The sequence below is a fragment of the Leisingera sp. genome, from assembly GCF_034669605.1.
Lineage (GTDB): Bacteria > Pseudomonadota > Alphaproteobacteria > Rhodobacterales > Rhodobacteraceae > Leisingera.
Map to the genome: position 1 here is coordinate 1 of NZ_JAXMOX010000076.1, position 19739 is coordinate 19739.

Below are 19739 nucleotides of genomic sequence, written 5' to 3' on the forward strand. Positions count from 1 at the left end.
CTCGCAACCCCGTTTCTGTCTATCCGGGCCGCGGCCGAAACCGTGAATCTGTCGATGCTGGCGTGGTATGGCCATGCAGAGCCCGATGTCGTTGGCGAATTTGAAGAGCTGCACAATGTGAAGTTCACCCCGAAATACTACACCGGAGGCGACAACATGCTGGGCCTGATCGCCCAGTCGCCGCCGGGCACCTATGACGTCATCCTGTCCGACGCCGAATATGTTCAGCAGTTGAACGCGGCCGGATACATTGAGGAACTGGACCCAAACGACTATGCCTTTGATGACTTCTTCCCGGAGTTCCAGCAATTCCCGGGTCACTGGAAGGACGGCAAGCTCTACTCGGTGATCACCCGGTTTGGCTTCCTCGGTATATCCTATAACGCCGATGTGCTGAGCGAGAGCGATGCGGCCAGCTACAACGTCTTCGGCGACAGCCGCCTGACCGGCAAACTGGGCCACTTCGACTGGCACCTTCCAAACTTGGGGCAGATCAGCTTGCTGAACGGCAATCCCAATCCCTTCGACCTGAGTGACAAGGCTTGGCAGCAGGTGGAGGACAGCACAATGGCGCTGCGCGACCAGGTGGGCGGGTTCTTTGACTATGGCGGCACCTTCTCGTCGCTGAAGAACGGCCAGATGACCGCATTTGCGGGCATTGGCGACTGGATCACCGGCGTGCTGGAGAAGAACGGTGCCAATGTGCGCACCGCGATCCCGCAAGAAGGCGGCCTGCAATGGACCGAAAGCTTTTCGATCGGCAAGGGCTCCCGCAACCAAGAAATGGCGAAGAAGTGGATCCAGTACATCACCTCGCCCAATGGCCAAGCGAAGTCAGCGGATATGACGGCCTACCCGGCGCTGATCCCCAACAAGAAGGGCTGGGTCGTGCTGAATGAGGCGAACCCTGCCGAAGCCAAGAGGCAGAACATGGTCCTGGGCCAGCACAACGCCATGGACCTGATCCGCGAAGGCCGCATCAAGTACCGCCAGCTGCCCGTGCAGCAAAGCCTGGAGGACTGGAACGACTTCTGGTCCGACTACAAAGGCGCGTAACTCCACCAGCACCGGAGATGTCTCCTCCCCTGTCTCCGGTGCCCAACTGAAGGCCAGCTGCCGCCCGGTGCTGGAAAACCGATGAATACACGGCCATCTCTGTTTTCACTGACCTTTTCGCTGCCGCTTCTGATCTGGCAGCTGGCCTTCTTTTTGTTTCCGCTGGCCTTTCTGGTGGCACTTAGCTTCTGGACAGTGCGGAACTTTCAGATGCAGCCCGATTTTGACACCGTGAACTGGGTGAAAATCTATTCCCGCAGCGTGTTCTGGGATGCCTACTTCAGGACCCTGCTGCTCGCTTCTTTCAGTGCGGCGCTAATTAGCCTGGCGGCTTTCCCGGCGTCTTATGCGATCTCGTTCAAACTGGGTGAAAATGCGAAACGCTGGATGATCTTCGTCCTGATCATCCCTTTCTTCACCAGTTATTTGGTCCGCGTCTATTCGCTGCAGGTCTTCTTGTCCGACGCAGGCATCCTGAATGCTTTCCTGGGCTACCTTGGGCTCGGCCCCTATTCTATGCTCAACAACAGCTTCGGCACCCTCACCGGCTATGCCACCCTGTGCCTGCCGCTGGTTATCCTGTTGCAGGTCTTCAGCCTGAATTTCGTGAACCGTGATTTGGTCGAGGCCGCCCACAATATGCGCTGCGGCCGCCTGCGGACGGTTCTGGAAGTGATCATCCCCTCTGCCAAAGCCGGTCTGGTGATCGCAGGCCTCTTCGCTTTCATCCTCAGCTTCGGCGATTTTGTGAGCCCCCTTTATCTGGGTGGAGGCAACCCGCCGACCCTTTCGATCATGATCACCGATATCACAAAATCCGGGCAGCAATGGCCGCGCGCTGCGGTGGTGGCGCTGACGATGATCGCCACACTTTTGACAGTCGCCTTTGCCGCCATCAAATTTGCCTACAGGGAGGCAGGAAAATGACCGGTAACCGTAATCCCCTTATCAACGGCCTGCTGAAGCTGCATATCACGCTATGCCTGATTTTCATCTTCGCCCCGATTGCCGGCAGCTTTGTCTTCTCGCTGAACTCGGACCGCTTTCCTTCGCTGCCGCTAGGCTCGTTCTCAACTGAATGGTACCGGCTTATCTGGGAAGACCCACTGGTCTGGGCCGGCTTCTTCAACACTCTTCTTGTTGGCGCCTGCGTTGCAGCGATTGCCACGCTGCTGGGCTTTGGCGGCGCCTACACCGATTTTCGCTACAAGTTTTTCGGCAAGCCCGTCTATCTGGCCCTTGCCCTGCTGCCGCCCACCATCCCAGTGGTGATCATGGGGCTGGCGATGCTTGCCTTCCTCTCCCGCGTCAGCCTCTCCGGGAATGTGATTTCGGTGATCATTGCCCACGGCGTGATGTGCAGCCCATTTGCCATGGCGATCATCCGCCTGCGCCTGTCGCAGATGGACCCTGATCTGGAAGCCGCAGCCTGGAACTTGGGCGGCAATGAATGGGTAACCATGCGCCATGTGATCATCCCCTTCACCAAACCCGCAATCTATGCCGCCTTGTTCATCACCATGGCCGTGTCCTTTGACGAATTCGCGGTGGCCTGGTTCGTATCGGGCCTGAACGAGACCCTGCCGGTCAAGGTTCTGGGCTTCCTCCAGGGCCAGGTCAGCCCCCGGATCAATGCCATCGGCTCGCTCGCCTTTGTCAGCTCAATCTCCTTCATCGTGATTGCCCAGCTTCTGATGCGCAATCCAAACGCCAAGACCTCTTAACAGACAGGACAGAGCCATGCTGGACACTCCAATCGTGCATTTTGACAACGTTGTTAAAAAGTTCGGCAGCTTCACCGCTGTTGAAAAGGCCGACTTCCAGATCGCCCGCGGCGAGTTCCTGGCGATCATGGGCTCTTCCGGCTGCGGCAAGACCACGACCCTGAGGATGCTGGCAGGGCTGGAAGATCCGACCGAAGGCAATATTTTACTGGACGGGAAGAAAATCAACGGCAAGCCGACCTGGGAACGGGACACGCCGATGGTCTGGCAGAGCCTGGCGCTATTCCCTTTCCTGACGGTGCAGGAGAATGTCGAGTTCAGCCTTAAGATGCGCAAAGTGTCCAAGGGTGAACGGCGTGAGCGGGCCCGCAAGTGGCTGGACCGGCTTGGTATCCTGGAGTTTGCTGACCGCAATATCTCGCAGCTGTCCGGCGGCCAGCGCCAGCGTGTCGCTCTCGCCCGGTCGCTGGTGACCGAACCTAAGATCCTGCTGCTGGACGAGCCTCTCTCCGCTCTTGACGCCCATTTGAAAGTCCGCATGCAGTCGGTGCTGTCGGGCCTGCAAAAGGATCTCGGCATCACTTTCGTTTACGTGACCCATTCGATGTCCGAGGCCTTCTCCATGGCAGACCGGGTGGTCATTATGAGCCGCGGCAAGATTGAGCAGATCGGCACCCCGGAAGAGATCTACCGGAAACCCCACAACCGATTTGTTGCGGACTTCTTGGGCTCTTCCAATGTGTTTTCTGGCAACCTAGCATCCGGAGGCAGTGTCGTTTGGAAAGTCGATGCTAAAAACGCAACCTATACTTTAAAGGCGCCTGCAGGTGTGCAGAAGACCCGCGGAGCCTCCGTGGCCTTTGCCGTGAGTTCCGAGAACATGTCATTGGCCGTCGCTGGAACGCCCTGTACTGAAAACTGCGTTGAAGCCACGGTTGTGGGCGGCGAATTCGCTGGCGCCTCTGCCACTGTCTTCCTGGAAACGGATCAGGGCCAGGAACTAAAGGTGCAAAAAGGGCATGAAGAACTCGAGGCGGTAGACCTCAGAGCCGGACAGAGGCTCTTGGTTCATTGGCTACCGGAGCATTGCCACGTTCTGCCTGGCGAATGAAGGGTTTAACGCAAACTTCGGAAGCCTGCATTTTGCACCAAGCTATTTCCCTCGCGTACGCATTGAAATGGCTAGGCTCTACCCTTCCATCGGATCGCAGCACACCGAATGGGCAGTTCACCGCCTTTGGTGGAGCTTGCAGCGAAACTTCACGGTTTTGCGGCCGGGTATCCCGGAAGCATGCGTAATTGGGCAGACCCTGAACTAAGGTCGAGCTCCCGATAGGATCACAATAGATCTGTGAACATGGGAGATTTCGAATGGAGTATTTCGCGGGCTTGGACGTTTCGTTGCGTTCCTGCGCGGTCACTGCAACCGCCGCGTCCCAGGCAACAAGACCCGTCAGGGACAGCGGAATGGCCGCCGCAGTGTTCGCTCCCAGTGATATGAAATTTTTTCGGGCTGTCGCTATGTGAACTGAATGCTCACCAGCCAGAAACACTGCTGCAACTATCAGAAATCCATAGCCTGCACCGAAGTATCCAGCATAAACACCAGTGAGAAGGAACATCGCGCGTGCTGCGGCTCTATTCCTGCCAGCCATGTGCAAGCCCAGCTTGGACAGCTGGTCTCCAAATAGTATCGCGATGACGGCGACAACGTGGAATGCAGGGACCATAGGCAGGAATACGGCCTCACCCAGTGCATAGAGCAACATAGCACCGACGACAGCGCCCGTCGCGGTGATGATGGCGTCCAGGATATGACCCTGCCGGTCTTCAGTAAGCGATTTGGGGAAGGTCCATACACCGGGGAGTTGGGCAGGCCACAACCCCACGGTCGCGGTCGCATTCGCCACAAGAGGCGGCAATCCGGCTGCCAAGAGCATGGGGAAGACAAACAGTTTGGCCCCTCCGGCCATGACGTTGACAACGCCGCCAATCAGCCCGGCCAAGACCAAGAACGAAAGGTCACTAAATAAAGTCATTTCGTGTTAAGTCCGGGTGTCAATTAACCACCCATCAGCGTTCCTCGCCCAGCATGGCTGCTTCGATGACCTTCAAATGGCGTTTCATCGCACTGGCCGCGGCGTCTGGGTCTGCGGCGGCAATCGCATCAACAATCCGATCATGCTGATCGCTATGGATCGTTTGAAACTCATCAGGGGCAATCCTGCGGTAAGTGCGATCCCATTCCCGTTGCCATGCAACTCGACGACGCGCGCCTGACAAGTATATCAAGAATCCGGTAAGCACCGGATTGCGCGAAGTTTCCGCCACGGCGCGGTGGAACGCATCATCGGCCTGTTCGCACGCCGCCCTGTCTCCTGCTGCGCGGCCGACAGCAACCTTAGAGCGCAAATGTACAATATCTGACGCATCCGCCTGCAGAGCAGCTTCAGCAGCCACCTGCGGCTCCAGCAATAAACGCGCGCGCATCAGGTCCGGTGGAGTGGCGCCTTCCACAAGGAGCGTGTCGCGGATGGGCATATGGATTGGACGGCGGCCCCGAAAGGTTCCCTGTCCAACGTGACGCCAGATTTCGCCCTCCCGTTCGAGGATCGCATAACATGCACGAAGGGTTTCCCGGCTGCAGTCCAGAACGCTTCTCAGTTCACGCTCGGGCGGCAGACGCTCCCCGTTCACGGGTGCGAGTTTGTCAATGGCCTGGCGCAGATCAGCCAAAACAACTTTGACACTTCTCCCCATGCGAGCCCTCATTTTCAGACCAATTTGCGGACCAATGCTAATGCATGCCAGAGATGATGTCATCCAAAAGGAGGATATCCGATGACCATGCTCATGAAGGACTTCGACACCTCTGCACCGGCTCTGAGCGACGAAGAAATTGAAGCGCAGGTATTCCGCGACCTTGAAGCTGCGCAAAAAGCATTACGCGCCAAAGAAGACGCAAGTGTCATCCTCTTTCAATATCCGGACAATCGGACCGTACTTCAGCGCTTGCGCGCGTGGTGGCATATGCGACGGCAGCGGCCTGATTTGCAAGAAATAGAGCAAGTTGCCGCTCCGCAACCTGAGCCAGATTGGCCTCGGCACTGGGCAACAACCAAATACATCTGACCTCAACAAACCGGTTGCCCAAATATGACAATACTCGAAGTTCTCCTTCTCGCAGTTGCGGGGGCCGCTGCCGGTTTGCTTAATGCCGTGGCCGGTGGCGGAACGTTTCTGAGCCTGCCTGCACTGATTTATGTCGGCGTCTCTCCGGTCAGCGCCAATGCAACTGCAACGCTGACGGCCTTGCCGGGATACGCAAGCAGCGCATGGGGGTTTAGGCACGACGTGCAATCCGAGGGAGCGCTGTCACTCAAAGCGATTGCCGGTATAGGGGGCATCGGCAGCGTTCTCGGCGCACTGCTTTTGACTATCACACCCGGCGATACGTTTCTATGGGTCGTGCCCTGGCTCTTGCTGCTGTCGACTTTTCTATTTGCCTTCGGGCCAAACATTTTGCGCAAAATTCAATCCGGCGGCGCCGGCAAAGCCGGGATGGCCGTATCTGCTGCGTCCATTTTCGCGGTGTCGATTTATGGGGGATACTTCAACGGCGGTCTTGGCATCATGTTGCTGGCCGCATTCGGACTCATTGGCTACGTCAACCTGCATTGTATGAATGGTCTCAAGAGCATTCTATCAGCCGTGGTCTCGCTTTTTTCAGCCGTGACGTTCATCGCCTCGGGATTGATTGCATGGGAGCAAGCACTCGTCATGGCCGCAAGTTCGGCTATTGGTGGATATTTGGGCGCTAGCATGAGCCGACGCATCATCAAGACTAATCTGATGCGCCAGTTTGTGACGGTCATAGGGTTCACAATGACATTAGTTTTCCTGCTGCATTGAATAAGTGCCTGCAAGTAGCCCTTGGCGCAGTGATAGCGCAAACGATGAAAAGCCGCGTTAGAGCAGTCAGTCATTAAACGGTTCGCAATTTCAATTTTCATCTGCCAAACTAAAATCCGCAAAGCAGCGTGCATGACCTCGCTGCTCACGGATTGAGCTTCGAAGGGGCAAATCTATAAATCACTGCCCTTTGATCAACTCCTCTGCGACTGCGATAAAGTTCATGAGTGCAGGCGATTTGTAGGCTCGGTTCCAAACCAGGAGAGTGGATATCTCGGCTTCGCAATCCGAAATTGGCTTCGTCATAATCGTTCTTGGCTGAAACCTCGTTATCCCCTGCGCATAGACAGAAACTCCAAGACCGCTGCCGACGAGGCCAAGGATCCCCAATGCATTTGACGCTTCGTATTTGACATCGATGGAATTGCCGCTTCTCAAGAACACATCGTCGATAAACAGGCGGAAGAAATCCCATTCAGCCATGCTCCCCAAGACCATGGGGTACTGGGCTATTTCAGTGAGTGTGACAGTTGGGCGGGTCGACAAGCGATGATCTACTGGCAACAGCGCGACGAGTCTTTCGCTTGCCACTTTTCGGGTTTCGAACTGGGGGTGCTTGAATGGGCCAAGCATAAAGCCAACATCAATGTTGTTTCGGGACAGCTCAATTTTCTGCCCCTGAGTGCGAATATACTTCAGCTCCAGTTCTATGTCTGGGTAGCGGCGGGTAAATTCCCGCACCACCCCAGGCATGAGATCAAGCGCTGCGAAGGACATGTATCCGACGCGCAAAAACCCTTTCTTGCCCTCCGCTGCGATGCGCCCGGCTTGCACGGCCGCAGAAATTTCAGAGGAGATAAGCCTGGTCCGTTCGTAAAAGACCTCACCCGCGGCCGTCAGTGAAACTTCGCGCGTTGTGCGCCGGATGAGTTGATAGCCAAGCTGCTCTTCCAGCTGCCGGATGCGTCGGCTGAGCGCGCTTTGGTCTATCGAGAGGCGCTCCGCTGCACGCCTGAAGCTGAGTTCGACTGCGACTGCATTGAAGGCTTCCAAGTCGCGCGTCTGAGGTGTGTGGGTCAGTGGCATTCAGAAATTCCCTTCATTTTCCGAGCAATAGCACGAGGCTTTTGATTAATGCAAAACCAACAACAATAGTGGCCGATACGGCGATTGTTTATGAGCTGTGTGTGTCCGATTTTGTAGATGGGAACTCTAACCCGCGATCAAGATGCCAATGCAGCAAGGGCTGACTGAGGCAGACATAGCGACTTACCAAATCGAAGGACAACAAAATGAGTAATGTTGATCACGCAGCACTGGATAAGATGCTGCACGAGGCATTCGATGCTGCATCCGCACTGTACAAAGAGCGTGGCTTCCAGCGCCGTGTGGGCTTTGGCAAGAAACCGGCCCTTGTCAGTGTCGACCTGGCAAATGCCTGGACCCGCCCCGGAAACCCATTCACTTGCGACCAGGAGAAGATGGACAACGAGATCATTCCCGGCATGCAGCGCCTGTTGGAAGCCTGCCGGGCCAACGGGCATCCGGTCATCCATGTCACTACCGCCTATGAGATCACCGATCGGAAGGCGCCGTTCACTGACATGGGGCTGTGGCACGACAAAATTCCGGTTGATGTGGTGGATTTGGCTGACAAGGACCTGTGGGCAATCGACAGCCGGATTGCTCCGGTCGAGGGCGAATACACGCTGCTGAAAAAACGGGCGAGCTCGTTCCACGGCACCGAACTGGCCGGCATTCTGCGCGCCAACGGCGTTGACACCATCCTGGTGACCGGCGTGACCGCTTGCGCCTGCGTGCGCCAGACAATCTGCGACGGTATTGCCGACGGCTTCCGCACGATTGCAGTGAAAGAGGCAATCGGCGACCGGGTTCCGGGTGCCGTCGCCTGGAACCTGTTCGACATCGACGCGAAGTTTGGCGACGTCGAGACCGTCGATACCTGTGTCGATTATCTCAACACCGTCAACAACCGTTAAGCGCTGAAAAGATTTCCGGGAGGGTGCTCAAGCGCTCTCCCGGACAGGGAGGAATTGGAGGACATCATGGCTCGCATCGGCGTTGACGTAGGCGGTACAAATACCGACCTCGTATTGGAATGTAATAAGGGTACTTTTTTCCATAAAGTGCCCAGCACCTTGAAAGACCAATCTATCGGCGTGGTCGAGGGTATTCACCAGATTTGCGAAATTGCCGGGATCGACAAGGAGGCGATCGAAGTCATCAATCACGGCACGACTGTTGCGACGAACATTACCATCGAGCATAACGGCGCTGAAGTCGGGATGCTGACGACGAAAGGCTTCCGCGACATCTTGCACATCGGCCGCCACAAGCGGCCGCACAACTTCTCACTGCATTTCGAAGTGCCTTGGCAGAACCGGCCGCTCGTTAAACGGCGCAACCGGATCGCTATCACTGAACGCATCCTGCCGCCTACCGGTGAGATCGAGACGCCGCTGAACGAGGATGAAATCCGCAGTGCGTGCGCACTGTTCCGGAAGCGCGGCATCAAGTCCGTCTGCATCGGTTTCATGTTTTCTTTCCTGAACGACGCGCATGAAAAGCGCGCCCGTGACATCGTGCAGGAAGAAATCCCCGATGCCTATGTGTCGGTGTCCTCCGATGTGGCAAACGTCATTCGCGAATACGAGCGGTTTTCCACGGTTGCCATGAACGCTTTTGTCGGCCCGCGGTCTGCCTGGTACCTTCGCAATCTTGAGCAGAAGGTCAAGGATGGCGGTATTCCAGCCAAGCTGCGCGTCATCCAGTCCAATGGCGGAATATCCACTATTGATGGATGTGCCAGAAAGCCCGTGAGCATTCTGATGAGCGGTCCCGCCGGCGGCGTACTGGGTGCGCTTTCTGAAGCACGGCTGGCAGGGACCGATAACATCCTTACCGTGGATATTGGCGGTACGTCGGCTGACATTTCCACCATTGCTGCTGGAGAAATGCGTATCAAGAACCCGCGCGACACCCTGGTATCGGGACATGCGGTCATGGCCCCGATGATCGACCTGGAAACCATCGGCGCGGGCGGCGGGTCAATCGCTTATCTCGATGAGGCAGGCGGTTTCAACGTCGGACCCCGCTCAGCTGGTTCAGAGCCTGGGCCTGCTTGTTACAACCGCGGCGGCACAGAGCCGACCGTGACCGACGCGCAAGTCGTATTGGGCCGCATGGATGCGGACAAGTTTCTTGGTGGTGATCTGCCGCTGGATCCTGAGCTGTCCCACAAGGCAATCAAGGAAAAGATCGCTGATCCTCTGGGTGTTTCGGTTACCGAGGCCGCGCTTGGGATCATCAAGATCGTCAACAACAATATGGCGCTGACGATCCGATCCAACTCAGTAGCGCGCGGCTATGACCCTCGTGAGTTCTCGCTCATGCCGTTTGGCGGCGCAGGCCCCTTCCATGGTGTTGCCCTGGCCGAGCTTGTTTCCGCGAAGGACGTGCTTGTTCCGATCGCGCCTGGGATCACAGCTGCCATGGGCCTGCTGGGCACTGACCTTCAGTACGAGCACACCCGCTCTGTCATCACCAGTCTGTTCAATGCCGACCAGGGCGCCATCGACAGGGTGAACGCAACCGTTGCTGAATTGAAAAATGTCGGCAAAGCCGATCTTGAGAATGACGGCATCCCGGAAGTGCAGCAGAATTTCGACGTTATCGCCGAAGTGCGCTATCACGGCCAAGGTTTCGAGCTGCGCGTGCCCATGCCGAAGGAAGGCTTGGCGCTGGAAAACGTACCGGACGTGATCAGCGCGTTCCATAAGCAGCATAAGGCAGATTACGGATACTCCTTCGATGACAGCCTTGTCGAGCTCTACAACGTGCGGGTCATCGCGTCGGCAAGTGTCCGGCACCTGGAGCTGACACCGCTTTCATTAGGCAGCCAGGACGATATCAAGGCAGCCTTCATGTACGAGCGCGAAACCATCTTCGACGATGGATCGGTGCATATGACACCGCGCCTGGATCGCGGAAAGCTTGGCGCGGGCACCCGTGTGGAAGGCCCGGCCATCATCATCCAGCACAATTCAACAACGCTGCTGCCGCCCGGCTACGCCGCCGAGGTTCAGGACTTCGGAAGCCTGCGCTTGAGCAAGTCCTGAGGGAGGAAAACCAATGCCAAAAGACATCAATAAACCGATCGATCCGGTCACCCTTCAGGTCATCCGGGGTTCCATCGAAACCATTGCTGAGGAAATGGCACATGTTCTGTTCCGCATGTCCTTCTCCTCGATTATTCGGGAGTCCGAAGATCTGGGCGCCGGGCTGTTCGACACAGACTTCAACACGCTCTGCGAGTCTGAATCCACGCCGATGCACATCGGCTCGATTCCGGGGTATCTCCAGGGTATCGCGGATTCTCTGGACGATGGCGAATGGTATGAAGGGGATGTTGTCGTCCACAACCATCCCTACCTGGGTTCGTCGCATACACCTGATCTGGCGATTGTCATTCCGATTTTTCACGAGGGTGAACTGGTCGGTTACGCGGGCAATACCGCGCATCATATCGATATCGGCGCCGCTACACCTGGCCTGATCATCGATGTGCCGGATGTCTATGCCGAGGGCATGCTCTTTGCGGGTACTAAGCTCTACCGGAAGGGTGAGCGCAATGAGACAATGTGGAATTTCATCCGCAATAATTCACGTGCCGCACGCCAGCTTGTGGATGACATCGAGGCACAGATCGCTTCGGCCAGGCTTGGTGTGAAGCGCTTCAAGGAATTGATGGAACGCTATGGCAAGGATCTGGTGTTCGGCGCCTGCAACCAGTTGATGGACTATTCCGAGACAATGCTGCGGCAGAGGATCTCGGACATTCCGGATGGTGAATACCGTGCCGAAGGCTGGCTGGATGATGATGGGCGCAACCGCGGCCAGACGCTGCCGGTGAAGGTCTGTGTAAGGGTTGTCGGAGACACCATCGAAGTCGACCTGACCGGGTCAGCGCCGCAGACGCCAACAGCCTACAACGTGCCATTTGAAGGATCCACAAAGGTGGCGGCATTCGCGGCCTTCCGCAAATTGCTGCTGGACACCGCTACTTCTGACACCAGGGTACCGTCAAACCAGGGATCCTTCCGGCCAATCAAAGTGACCGCTCCGGAAGGCACGATCTTTAATCCGATTGCGCCGGCTTCCGCCGAGGCCCGCTTCACCCAGTGCAACTTCATGATTGACCTGATCCTGAAAGCAATGGCGCCGGTCCTGCCCGAGGAAATCATTGCCGGGTCGTCTGCCAGCATTTCCTTTGCATCTTACGCAGGAGTACGGGACGACGGGGAGTACTGGGTGTTCCTGGAAGTGAACGAAGGGGCCTATGGCGGCCGCCCGGATTCTGATGGCCCTGACGCCATTGACAATCTGATGGCCAACACCCGCAACAATCCGTTGGAAGACCTCGCGATGCATATCCCGATGATTTGCGAGCGGTACGAGTTGCGCGATGATGTAATGCCTGGCGCAGGCAAACACCGCGGCGGGATCGGCGTTGTGAAGAGCCAGCGGATGCTGACCGATGGCATTATCACCCATGAGAGCGAACGGCATACGAATGTGCCATGGGGGATTTTCGGAGGAATGGAAGGTGCGGCCGGGAAGTGCGAGATCTACAACTTCTCCAGTACTGAACCTCCGCGTCAGATGCATTCCAAGTTCCATGGCGAGGAAGTCCGTAAAGACGACGTGATGGCTTACTACAGCCCCTGCGGCGGCGGCTATGGCAGCCCGCTGGAACGCACTCCGGAAAAGGTTCTGGATGATGTCCTGGATGGCTTCTGCTCACCGCAGCACGCCCGCGACATCTATGGGGTTGTGCTCGATCTGGACGCCGAAACCGTTGATGCGGCGGCGACCGAGGCCCTCCGCCAGACGATGGACACCTTGCGTTGACAAGTGCGGAGGCCGGCATGAACACCGAGAGAATGACAAGCTATCGCAGCTTCATACCGAAGAGCGCGGCCTATTTCGCGGTCAAAGATGCCGTGCCTCCGCGCGACATCTGCTTTTTTCTGCTGCCCAGGTTCACGATGCTGGCCCTGAGCAGCGCCATCGAACCTCTGCGTGTCGCAAACCAGCTCTCGCAGCATGAACTCTACCGCTGGCACACGGTGGCAGATGCCTCGGCAGTCGCAAGCTCCTGTGGCGTTGAACTGAATGCGCAATCCAGTTTGCACGACTTGCAAACACCCGATCAGGTGCTTGTGTGTTCTGGTACGGATCCGCACAATGCGGCATCCGCACAGACACTGCGGGCCCTGCGCAGGTTTTCCCGGATGGGAGGAAAACTCGGGGCTCTGTGTACCGGTGCTTTCACCCTAGCGCGGCTCGGACTGCTTCAGGATAAGCGTTTTACGCTCCATTGGGAAAACCAAGCGAGTTTCCGAGAATTTTTTCCTGACCTGGAGAGCAGCGAAAAGATCTTCGAATTTGATGGGCCGCTTATGACTTGCGGCGGCGGACATGCCGCAACGGATATGATGCTGGCACTAATTTCCAGAGATTATGGCAAGGCCTTCGCGCAAGCTGTGGGGGACATGTGTCTGCATGGTGTGGCGCGTCCGCCGGGAACTCCACAAAAAACCTCCTTCGCTTTCGCCAACAATGCGCGGAACAGGCATGTCACAGCCGCAATCGAAATAATGGAACGCAACTTGGAGAGCCCTTTGTGCTTGGACGAGATCGCCAAGGAATGCGGGTGTTCGCGTCGGCAGCTCGAGAGGTTGTTCAAGAAGCTGCTCCGCATTTCACCGGCCAAATACTACCGAAATTTACGGCTCGATTTTGGACACAGTCTGCTGGTTGAAACGAATATGCAGCTCCTAGATGTGGCTGTCGCGGCAGGCTTCTCGTCTCGGACACAGTTTTCAAGGTGCTTTTCCGAACGCTTCGGAACACCGCCTTCGAAGATCGGCACGTCCCCTTGTGCCGGCAATTCAACCAACAGGGAAATCAAACAATGACAATGACCGAGAAAATCCGCGAAGCGGAACATGAACGCACTGGCTTGCTTGAAGAATCCATCCTACCGACACTGCTGGGGCAGCGTCCGCTCGGCTTGATTGGCTATGCTTGGATATGGGTCGGAATTGCAGTCATCATCGCAACTTATTCACTAGGTGCAGCCGGGGTTGGCGGTGGTGTTCCGCTGGCAACGGTTATCCTGGTGATCATGCTAGCCAACATCGGGATTGGCGCATTCATGGTGCTGACAGCTGATATCGGTACCGAACATGGCTTGTCCTTTGCCGTCTACCTTCGCGCGCCGTTTGGCATTTACGGCACGCATCTTCCGGCTATCTCCCGTGGCTTGGTTGCCGCAATGTGGTTCGGCATTCAAACATACCTCGGAGCGCTGGCTCTGAACGGGATTGGCCAGTACTTTCTGGACTTCGACAACTGGATCGTTTGGTACGCAGTGTTCGGCATCATCCAGATCGTGAATACCGCGATGGGGATCAAATCGGTTGAACGGCTTGCGTCGCTGGCAGCACCTGCCATTATCGCGATTTCGATCTGGATGTATTATACGCTGGAAGGTGTCGCCTCGACACAAGGTGTGAACATTTGGACTTTTGAAGGGACTGGTGAAATGTCCCTGCTGGTGCTTTTTATCGCCAACCTGGGCTTCTGGTCGACGCTTGCCATCGACATTCCCAACCTGACGCGGTTTGTGAAGACCGATGCTGGAGCCAAAGGCTTTGTCTCGCGCAACAAGAACGTCTTTCTTGCGCAATTGGTTGCCTTGCCGGTCACCCAAGCACTTATTGCTGGTATCGGAGGCGTTTCGTTCATTGCTACCGGCAATTGGAACCCGATCGAAGTCATCCAAGGCGAAGGTGAGGGACTGTCGCTAGTCATTTTGCTTGCGCTGGTGGTACTGGCACAGTGGTCCACTAACAACTCCGCAAACCTCATCCCCTCAGCGCTGACCTTCATCAACCTTGCGCCGCGCGTGATTAACTACAAGGTAGGCGTTGCGCTTGCGGGAGTCGTCGGCACGCTGTGCTTCCCATGGGAAATTCTGAACAATCTATTCGTCTTCCTGGGCTACTACGGGGCATTTCTGTCTGCCATCGGCGGCATAATGGTGGCCGACTATTACATTCTGAGGAAGCGCCGCCTCAACGTGCCGGACCTGTTCAAGACCGATGGCCAGTTCCGCTACTCTGGCGGTTTCAATCCAGCGGGCTTGATTGCATGGATAGTGGCTGGAGGCATTGCAGCCTGGTATTCGCAGTACGCATTCGTCATCGGATTCCCGCTGGGCCTCGTGCTCTATGCCTTGCTGATGAAGACTATCGTTCTGCCAGGGAACCCGCAGGCTGAGATCAGTAGCGGATACGCAAATGAGTTTCTCGCGACAAGCGAGGGGGTCAGCTGGGTCTATCTTGGCGAAGGGCAGTTCCGGCGAATGGCACCTGCAGAAACTCATGATGAAGAAATAAGCCGCGAAGACTTGTAAAGTTCTTAATTGACCCTCCCCGACTTGCCCGCACCTAAACGGTGCGGGCTCTTTTTTGTACAATCGAACCTTGGATGTTGGCCGAAGATAGATGTGTTTCTGACCTTCTCCATTGCGCACTTGTTTTCATTCAGTAACGATCATCTGTACGCATAGCTCTCAATTCTGCACCTGGCGCTGGGGATCGGTACAAGAGTGTGTCTCCGCCAATGGATCACCGGCGCCCCTCAAATATGCGGACCATCGAAGGCGGGAGCGGAGCTTGATCAACGCCGGCGCGTCCTAAACAGCCTTCTCGACAAGTCCTCAATTCCACCGCGTTTAAGCAACTCTAAGAAGGGCGAAAAAGCAAATCCAAGCCAATCTTGAAACGCTACTTCAGCAGGTCGCGGGCAATGATGGTGCGCTGGATTTCCGACGACCCCTCGTAGATCCGGAAGATCCGCAAGTCGCGCAGGTAGCGTTCCAGCGGGAAATCGCGGGTATAGCCGTAACCGCCGTGGATCTGCAGCGCCCGGTCTGCGATGCGCCAGGCCGCCTCGCTGGCATACAGCTTGGCAAAGGCCGAGTCCGAGGAATACCGCTCACCCGTGCCCCGCTTGCGGGCGGCTTGCAGGCCCAGGGCCCGCGCCGCCGCCAGTTCTGTGGCGCTGTCGGCCAGCATCCATTGCAGCCCCTGGAAAGTGCCGATCGGCTGGCCGCCGACCTCGCGTTCCCTGGCATAGGACACCGCCGCATCCAGCGCCGCGCGGGCAATGCCGGTCGCCTGCGCCGCGACCTCGATCCGGCCGTTGTCCAGCACCTTCATCGCGGTGCGGAATCCGGTGCCTTCGCCGCCGAGCCGGTTTTCTGCGGGCACGTGGCAGTCAAATGAGACCGGGAACACATGGCCGCCGCGCAGCCCCATGGTTTCCTCGTGCCTGCCGATCTCCACCCCGTCCGTCTTGCCCGGTTCCACTACAAAGGCGCTGACCCCGCGCGCGCCTGCGCTGCTGTCGGTCTTGGCATAGACCACGATGAAATCCGCGCCGCCCGCGTTCGAGATGAAGCATTTGGAGCCTTTCAGCCGGTAGCCGTCGCCGTCGCGGGCGGCGGTGGTGCGCATGTCGGCCGGGTTGGAGCCGGCCATCGGCTCGGTCAGGGCAAACGCCCCCAGCGCCTCGCCCGACGCGGCAGCCGGCAGCAGCCGCTGCTTCAGCGCCTCATCCGCGCCCAGCAGCAGAGAATCCGTCGCCAGAAAATGCGCCGTCAGCATCGACGCGGTGGAGCCGCAGGCGCCGGCGATGGCCTCCACCGCGCAATAGAGCGCAGGACCGCTGAGGCCAATGCCGCCATAGGCTTCGGGCAGGTTCATCCCCATGATGCCCATCTCCGCCAGCGCCGGGCGGTGCAGGGCCGCGAATGTCCCCTCGGCATCGATCGCGGCAGCGGCAGGCGCCAGCACCTCGTTCGAAAACCGCTCGATCTGGCCGATGACGGCCTGTTCTTCACTGTTCAGGTCACCGCTCATTTGGCCTCTCCTTTCTGCAGCTGCTGCAGGATTTCATCCGTGTGCGCTCCCAGGTCCGGGGCTGCCTGCCGCCCGCCGCGCGGCGCACCGCTGAAATGAACCGGCTGCTCCGGCACGCTCAGCGTGCCGAGCGCAGGGTGGGTGACGGGCGTTGCCAGCTCCCGCGCCTGTGCCTGCGGCGACGCCCAGGCCTCCGGCACCGAACTCAGCGGCGCGGCCGGGATGCCCTCCTCGGACAGCAGCGCGGCGACGCTCTGCACGTCCCGGACCGCCGCCCAGCGTTCGATATGCTGCGCCAGCGCCGGCTCATTCTGCCGCCGCAGGCTGTCGCTGGCGAACCGCGGCTCCTCCGCCAGCTCCGGCGCGCCGATGGCTGCCGCGAACTTTGCAAACAGCCGGTCGTTCAGCACCGCGACGGTAAAGCTGCCGTCGCTGGCCGGATAGGTGCCGAACGGCGCCGACAGCGCGTGCTTGCTGCCGGTCCGCTTCGGCGTCTCCCCGGCCATCAGCGCCCGGCAGGCCAGCACCGGCATCATCGACACCAGCGAGTCATACAGCGCCAGGTCGACATGCCGCCCCCGGCCGCTGCGGGCGCGGTCGAACAGCGCCACCATCGCCCCGAAGGCCGCGAACATGCCCCCCGCCACATCGGCAAAGGCGTCCCCGGCCATCATCGGCGGGCCGTCCTCGGCGCCGGTCACGTCCATCAGCCCGCTCATCGCCTGGATGATGATGTCATAGGCCGGCAGCATCCGGTTCGGGCCGGTCTGGCCGAAGCCGGAGACCGAGACATAGACCAGCTGCGGACAGGCCGCGCACAAGGCCTCCGGGCCGAGCCCGAACCGCTCCATCACGCCGGGGCGGAAATTCTCGATCAGAACATCGCTCTCCGCCGCCAGTGCCCGGGCCGCCGCCGCGCCTTCGGCGGATTTCAGATCCAGAACGATGGATTTCTTGCCGCGGTTCACCGACTGGAACAGCAGGCTTTCGCCGTCTTTGAACGGGCCGATGTGGCGGTAATCATCGCCCGCGGGCGGCTCCACCTTGATCACCTCGGCACCAAGATCGGCCATCAGCGCGGTGCAGTAGGGACCGGCCAGAACCCGGGAAAAATCCAGCACCCGGACCCCCTCCAGCGGCCTGCGGCCTGCGGTCTCGTCATTGTCGAACATGCTTCCCCCATCAATTGCTTGCTGCAGGATAGCCGCCGGGAGGATATATCTGGAAATACTGGATACGTATAAAGGGTATACCGCTTTGAATATACCATTGACCTTCCGCCAGGTCGAAATCCTGCTGGCTGTGGCCGCCGCCGGCAGCACCGCAGGGGCCAGCCGCGCGCTGAACACCTCGCAGCCCTCGGTGTCGCACGCCATCGCCCGCTGCGAAGAGGTGTTCGGCCAGAAGCTCTTTGTCCGCATCCCCGGCCGCGGCATGGAGCTGACGCCGTTCGGCCAGCACAAGCTCGCCCAGCTGCGCGAACTGGAAAGCCAGGCCCGCTGGGTTCTGGGCGGCGGCGAAGGCACGCCCGAGTTCCTGAACCTCGGGGTGTTTTCCACCCTCGGCCCCCGCTATGCGCCGCAGCTGGTGCGCCGCTTCATGGACAGCCGCCCCGGCGCCGAGGTCCGCCTCCGCGAGGGCGATCTGCAAACGCTGTTCGACTGGCTCAGCGAGGGCCGGATCGATCTCGCGCTGCTCTATGATTTCGGGGTTCCGTCGGATTTCGCGATCACACCGCTGATGGCCGCCGAACCCTACGCCCTGCTGCCCTCCGGGCACCGGCTGGCAGGGCTGCCCGGCGTCAGCGCCGAAGACCTGGCGCAGGAGCCCATCATCCTGGTGAACCTGCCCCACAGCCGCGGCTATTTCCTGTCGCTGCAGCAGAACGCCCGCTATCCGGTGCGGGTGGCGCATGAAACCGGCTCGATCGAGATGCTGCGGTCGATGGTGGCCAACGGGTTCGGCGCCGGCCTGCTGGCGACCGACCTGCCCGACGGCGCCTGCTATGACGGCAACCCGGTTGTCCGGGTGCCGCTCGCGGGCCGTCCGCCGCGGCACCAGATTGCGCTGGCCCACCGCGGCGATGCGCTGAAACGGCCGGTGATCCAGGCCTTCACCGCCTTTGCCGCGGCCTTCTTCGCCCCCCGGGCTGAGGCACCGGCACGCCCCGCCGCACCGGCGCCGCCAAGGCGGCAGCCTCCCGCTTGACGTGCAGCCCTGCACGCTTCACCCTGCCCGGCAGAGCGGCGCAGACAGGTTCGCCCCGGCACAGGAGATCCGCATGATGACGGCTTCCGGCAGCGCAACTGCCCTGTGCAGCCTCTTGGGCCGCGATTACCCGGTCCTGCTGGCAGGCATGGGCGGGGTATCCCGCTGGGAACTGGCCGCTGCCGTCGCCAATGCCGGCGGTTTCGGCATGCTCGGCATGGTGCGCGAAAGCCCGGCGCTGATCACCGAAGAGGTCACCCGTCTGCGGGCCGCCACGGACCGGCCGTTCGCGGTGAATGTGATCCCTGCGGCAACCGAGCCCGGCCTGCTCGATGCGCAGATCGGCTGCTGCCTCGATCTCGGCGTTCCCGCCTTCACCTTCTTCTGGGATGTTGTGCCCGAGGCCGTGGCCCGGGCAAAGGCGGCGGGCCGCCTGGTTCTGCATCAGGTCGGCACCGTCGAGGCCGCCCGCGCCGCCGAAGCCGCCGGCGCCGATGTGATCATCGCCCAGGGGCTTGAGGCCGGCGGCCATGTCCACGGCCGCCAGCCGCTCCGCGGCCTGACGGAAGAAATTCTGGAAACGGTGTCTGTCCCTGTCGTCGCGTCGGGCGGCCTGTCCACCGGCGCGGACCTGGCCGCTTATCTGGCCATGGGGGCGGCCGGGATCCAGTGCGGCACCGCCTTTCTTGCCACCGATGAATCCTTTGCCCACCCCTATCACAAGGACCGCGTCGCCGCCGCCACCGGTGCCGACACCGTTCTCACCGATGTCTTCGTGCTGAACTGGCCCGCGGGCGCGGCGGTGCGGGTGCTGGAAAACAGCGTC

Annotated in this window: 18 protein-coding genes; 13 read left to right on the forward strand and 5 right to left on the reverse strand. The window is 59.1% G+C overall.

From position 1 onward, the window contains the following. From VOI29_RS11325 to VOI29_RS11340, 4 genes are all read left to right on the forward strand, one after another. A partial coding sequence (locus VOI29_RS11325) for a spermidine/putrescine ABC transporter substrate-binding protein (protein ID WP_323778800.1) occupies positions 1-1056 on the forward strand: 1056 nt, incomplete at its 5' end. An 81-nt stretch (positions 1057-1137) separates the two neighbouring features. Then, complete coding sequence (locus tag VOI29_RS11330; protein WP_323778802.1) at positions 1138-1983, forward strand: ABC transporter permease; 846 nt, start codon at positions 1138-1140, stop codon at positions 1981-1983. Further along, positions 1980-2780 carry an ABC transporter permease gene (locus tag VOI29_RS11335; RefSeq protein ID WP_323778803.1) on the forward strand — a complete coding sequence of 267 codons (801 nt, stop codon included), beginning with the start codon at positions 1980-1982 and terminating at the stop codon, positions 2778-2780. The genes VOI29_RS11330 and VOI29_RS11335 overlap by 4 nt, the downstream gene beginning before the upstream one ends. 16 nt (positions 2781-2796) lie before the next feature. After that, positions 2797-3891, forward strand: a complete 1095-nt coding sequence (locus tag VOI29_RS11340; RefSeq protein WP_323778805.1) for an ABC transporter ATP-binding protein — start codon at positions 2797-2799, stop codon at positions 3889-3891. Here VOI29_RS11340 and VOI29_RS11345 read toward each other — a convergent pair. Together VOI29_RS11345 and VOI29_RS11350 are read right to left on the reverse strand one after the other, a co-directional pair. Further along, entirely contained in the window at positions 3824-4819 is a 996-nt protein-coding gene (locus tag VOI29_RS11345) for a sulfite exporter TauE/SafE family protein (RefSeq protein WP_323778807.1), read from the reverse strand. The genes VOI29_RS11340 and VOI29_RS11345 overlap by 68 nt on opposite strands. 34 nt (positions 4820-4853) lie before the next feature. Further along, a complete protein-coding gene (locus VOI29_RS11350) occupies positions 4854-5603 on the reverse strand; it encodes a FadR/GntR family transcriptional regulator (protein ID WP_323778809.1) in 750 nt (249 codons plus the stop codon). An 18-nt stretch (positions 5604-5621) separates the two neighbouring features. On the opposite strand from VOI29_RS11350, the gene VOI29_RS11355 reads away from it, so the two are divergent. Further along, positions 5622-5912: a hypothetical protein gene (locus VOI29_RS11355; RefSeq protein ID WP_323778811.1), complete on the forward strand. Its 291-nt coding sequence runs from the start codon at positions 5622-5624 to the stop codon at positions 5910-5912. 24 nt (positions 5913-5936) lie between these two features. Continuing rightward, positions 5937-6692: a sulfite exporter TauE/SafE family protein gene (locus tag VOI29_RS11360; RefSeq protein WP_323778813.1), complete on the forward strand. Its 756-nt coding sequence runs from the start codon at positions 5937-5939 to the stop codon at positions 6690-6692. A gap of 180 nt (positions 6693-6872) precedes the next feature. Here the strand turns inward: VOI29_RS11360 and VOI29_RS11365 are convergent, their stop codons facing one another. Further along, positions 6873-7778, reverse strand: coding sequence for a LysR family transcriptional regulator (locus VOI29_RS11365; RefSeq protein ID WP_323778815.1), 906 nt, complete (start codon positions 7776-7778; stop codon positions 6873-6875). A gap of 206 nt (positions 7779-7984) precedes the next feature. On the opposite strand from VOI29_RS11365, the gene VOI29_RS11370 reads away from it, so the two are divergent. From VOI29_RS11370 to VOI29_RS11390, 5 genes are all read left to right on the forward strand, one after another. Further along, complete coding sequence (locus tag VOI29_RS11370) at positions 7985-8692, forward strand: isochorismatase family protein (RefSeq protein WP_323778817.1); 708 nt, start codon at positions 7985-7987, stop codon at positions 8690-8692. Between the two features lie 66 nt (positions 8693-8758). Beyond that, the gene (locus tag VOI29_RS11375) at positions 8759-10831 is read left to right on the forward strand and encodes a hydantoinase/oxoprolinase family protein (RefSeq protein ID WP_323778819.1); all 2073 of its coding nucleotides are present in this window, start codon (positions 8759-8761) and stop codon (positions 10829-10831) included. Between the two features lie 13 nt (positions 10832-10844). Then, on the forward strand, positions 10845-12623 hold the full coding sequence (locus VOI29_RS11380) for a hydantoinase B/oxoprolinase family protein (RefSeq protein WP_323778821.1): 1779 nt from the start codon (positions 10845-10847) through the stop codon (positions 12621-12623). Positions 12624-12640: 17 nt separating this feature from the next. Continuing rightward, on the forward strand, positions 12641-13693 hold the full coding sequence (locus VOI29_RS11385; protein WP_323778823.1) for a GlxA family transcriptional regulator: 1053 nt from the start codon (positions 12641-12643) through the stop codon (positions 13691-13693). Next, on the forward strand, positions 13690-15195 hold the full coding sequence (locus tag VOI29_RS11390; protein WP_323778825.1) for an NCS1 family transporter: 1506 nt from the start codon (positions 13690-13692) through the stop codon (positions 15193-15195). The genes VOI29_RS11385 and VOI29_RS11390 overlap by 4 nt, the downstream gene beginning before the upstream one ends. A 373-nt stretch (positions 15196-15568) precedes the next feature. Here the strand turns inward: VOI29_RS11390 and VOI29_RS11395 are convergent, their stop codons facing one another. Together VOI29_RS11395 and VOI29_RS11400 are read right to left on the reverse strand one after the other, a co-directional pair. Next, positions 15569-16705, reverse strand: coding sequence for an acyl-CoA dehydrogenase family protein (locus tag VOI29_RS11395; RefSeq protein ID WP_323778827.1), 1137 nt, complete (start codon positions 16703-16705; stop codon positions 15569-15571). Then, positions 16702-17877, reverse strand: coding sequence for a CoA transferase (locus tag VOI29_RS11400; protein ID WP_323778828.1), 1176 nt, complete (start codon positions 17875-17877; stop codon positions 16702-16704). Before VOI29_RS11400 ends, VOI29_RS11395 begins: the two co-directional genes overlap by 4 nt. Before the next feature lie 85 nt (positions 17878-17962). Here VOI29_RS11400 and VOI29_RS11405 point away from each other — a divergent pair, with 85 nt between their 5' ends. Both VOI29_RS11405 and VOI29_RS11410 read left to right on the forward strand, forming a co-directional pair. Continuing rightward, complete coding sequence (locus tag VOI29_RS11405; protein ID WP_323778830.1) at positions 17963-18913, forward strand: LysR family transcriptional regulator; 951 nt, start codon at positions 17963-17965, stop codon at positions 18911-18913. Positions 18914-18986: 73 nt separating this feature from the next. After that, the coding region (locus VOI29_RS11410) for a nitronate monooxygenase (protein WP_323778832.1) at positions 18987-19739 on the forward strand (753 nt) is incomplete at its 3' end.

Coding starts and splice junctions, on each gene's coding strand:
- VOI29_RS11370 (WP_323778817.1), top strand. CDS start 7,985: ATGAGTAATGTTGATCACGCAGCACTGGATAAGATGCTGCACGAGGCA.
- VOI29_RS11375 (WP_323778819.1), top strand. CDS start 8,759: ATGGCTCGCATCGGCGTTGACGTAGGCGGTACAAATACCGACCTCGTA.
- VOI29_RS11395 (WP_323778827.1), bottom strand. CDS start 16,705: ATGAGCGGTGACCTGAACAGTGAAGAACAGGCCGTCATCGGCCAGATC.
- VOI29_RS11340 (WP_323778805.1), top strand. CDS start 2,797: ATGCTGGACACTCCAATCGTGCATTTTGACAACGTTGTTAAAAAGTTC.
- VOI29_RS11390 (WP_323778825.1), top strand. CDS start 13,690: ATGACAATGACCGAGAAAATCCGCGAAGCGGAACATGAACGCACTGGC.
- VOI29_RS11350 (WP_323778809.1), bottom strand. CDS start 5,603: ATGACATCATCTCTGGCATGCATTAGCATTGGTCCGCAAATTGGTCTG.
- VOI29_RS11385 (WP_323778823.1), top strand. CDS start 12,641: ATGAACACCGAGAGAATGACAAGCTATCGCAGCTTCATACCGAAGAGC.
- VOI29_RS11360 (WP_323778813.1), top strand. CDS start 5,937: ATGACAATACTCGAAGTTCTCCTTCTCGCAGTTGCGGGGGCCGCTGCC.
- VOI29_RS11380 (WP_323778821.1), top strand. CDS start 10,845: ATGCCAAAAGACATCAATAAACCGATCGATCCGGTCACCCTTCAGGTC.
- VOI29_RS11400 (WP_323778828.1), bottom strand. CDS start 17,877: ATGTTCGACAATGACGAGACCGCAGGCCGCAGGCCGCTGGAGGGGGTC.
- VOI29_RS11330 (WP_323778802.1), top strand. CDS start 1,138: ATGAATACACGGCCATCTCTGTTTTCACTGACCTTTTCGCTGCCGCTT.
- VOI29_RS11335 (WP_323778803.1), top strand. CDS start 1,980: ATGACCGGTAACCGTAATCCCCTTATCAACGGCCTGCTGAAGCTGCAT.
- VOI29_RS11365 (WP_323778815.1), bottom strand. CDS start 7,778: ATGCCACTGACCCACACACCTCAGACGCGCGACTTGGAAGCCTTCAAT.
- VOI29_RS11355 (WP_323778811.1), top strand. CDS start 5,622: ATGACCATGCTCATGAAGGACTTCGACACCTCTGCACCGGCTCTGAGC.
- VOI29_RS11345 (WP_323778807.1), bottom strand. CDS start 4,819: ATGACTTTATTTAGTGACCTTTCGTTCTTGGTCTTGGCCGGGCTGATT.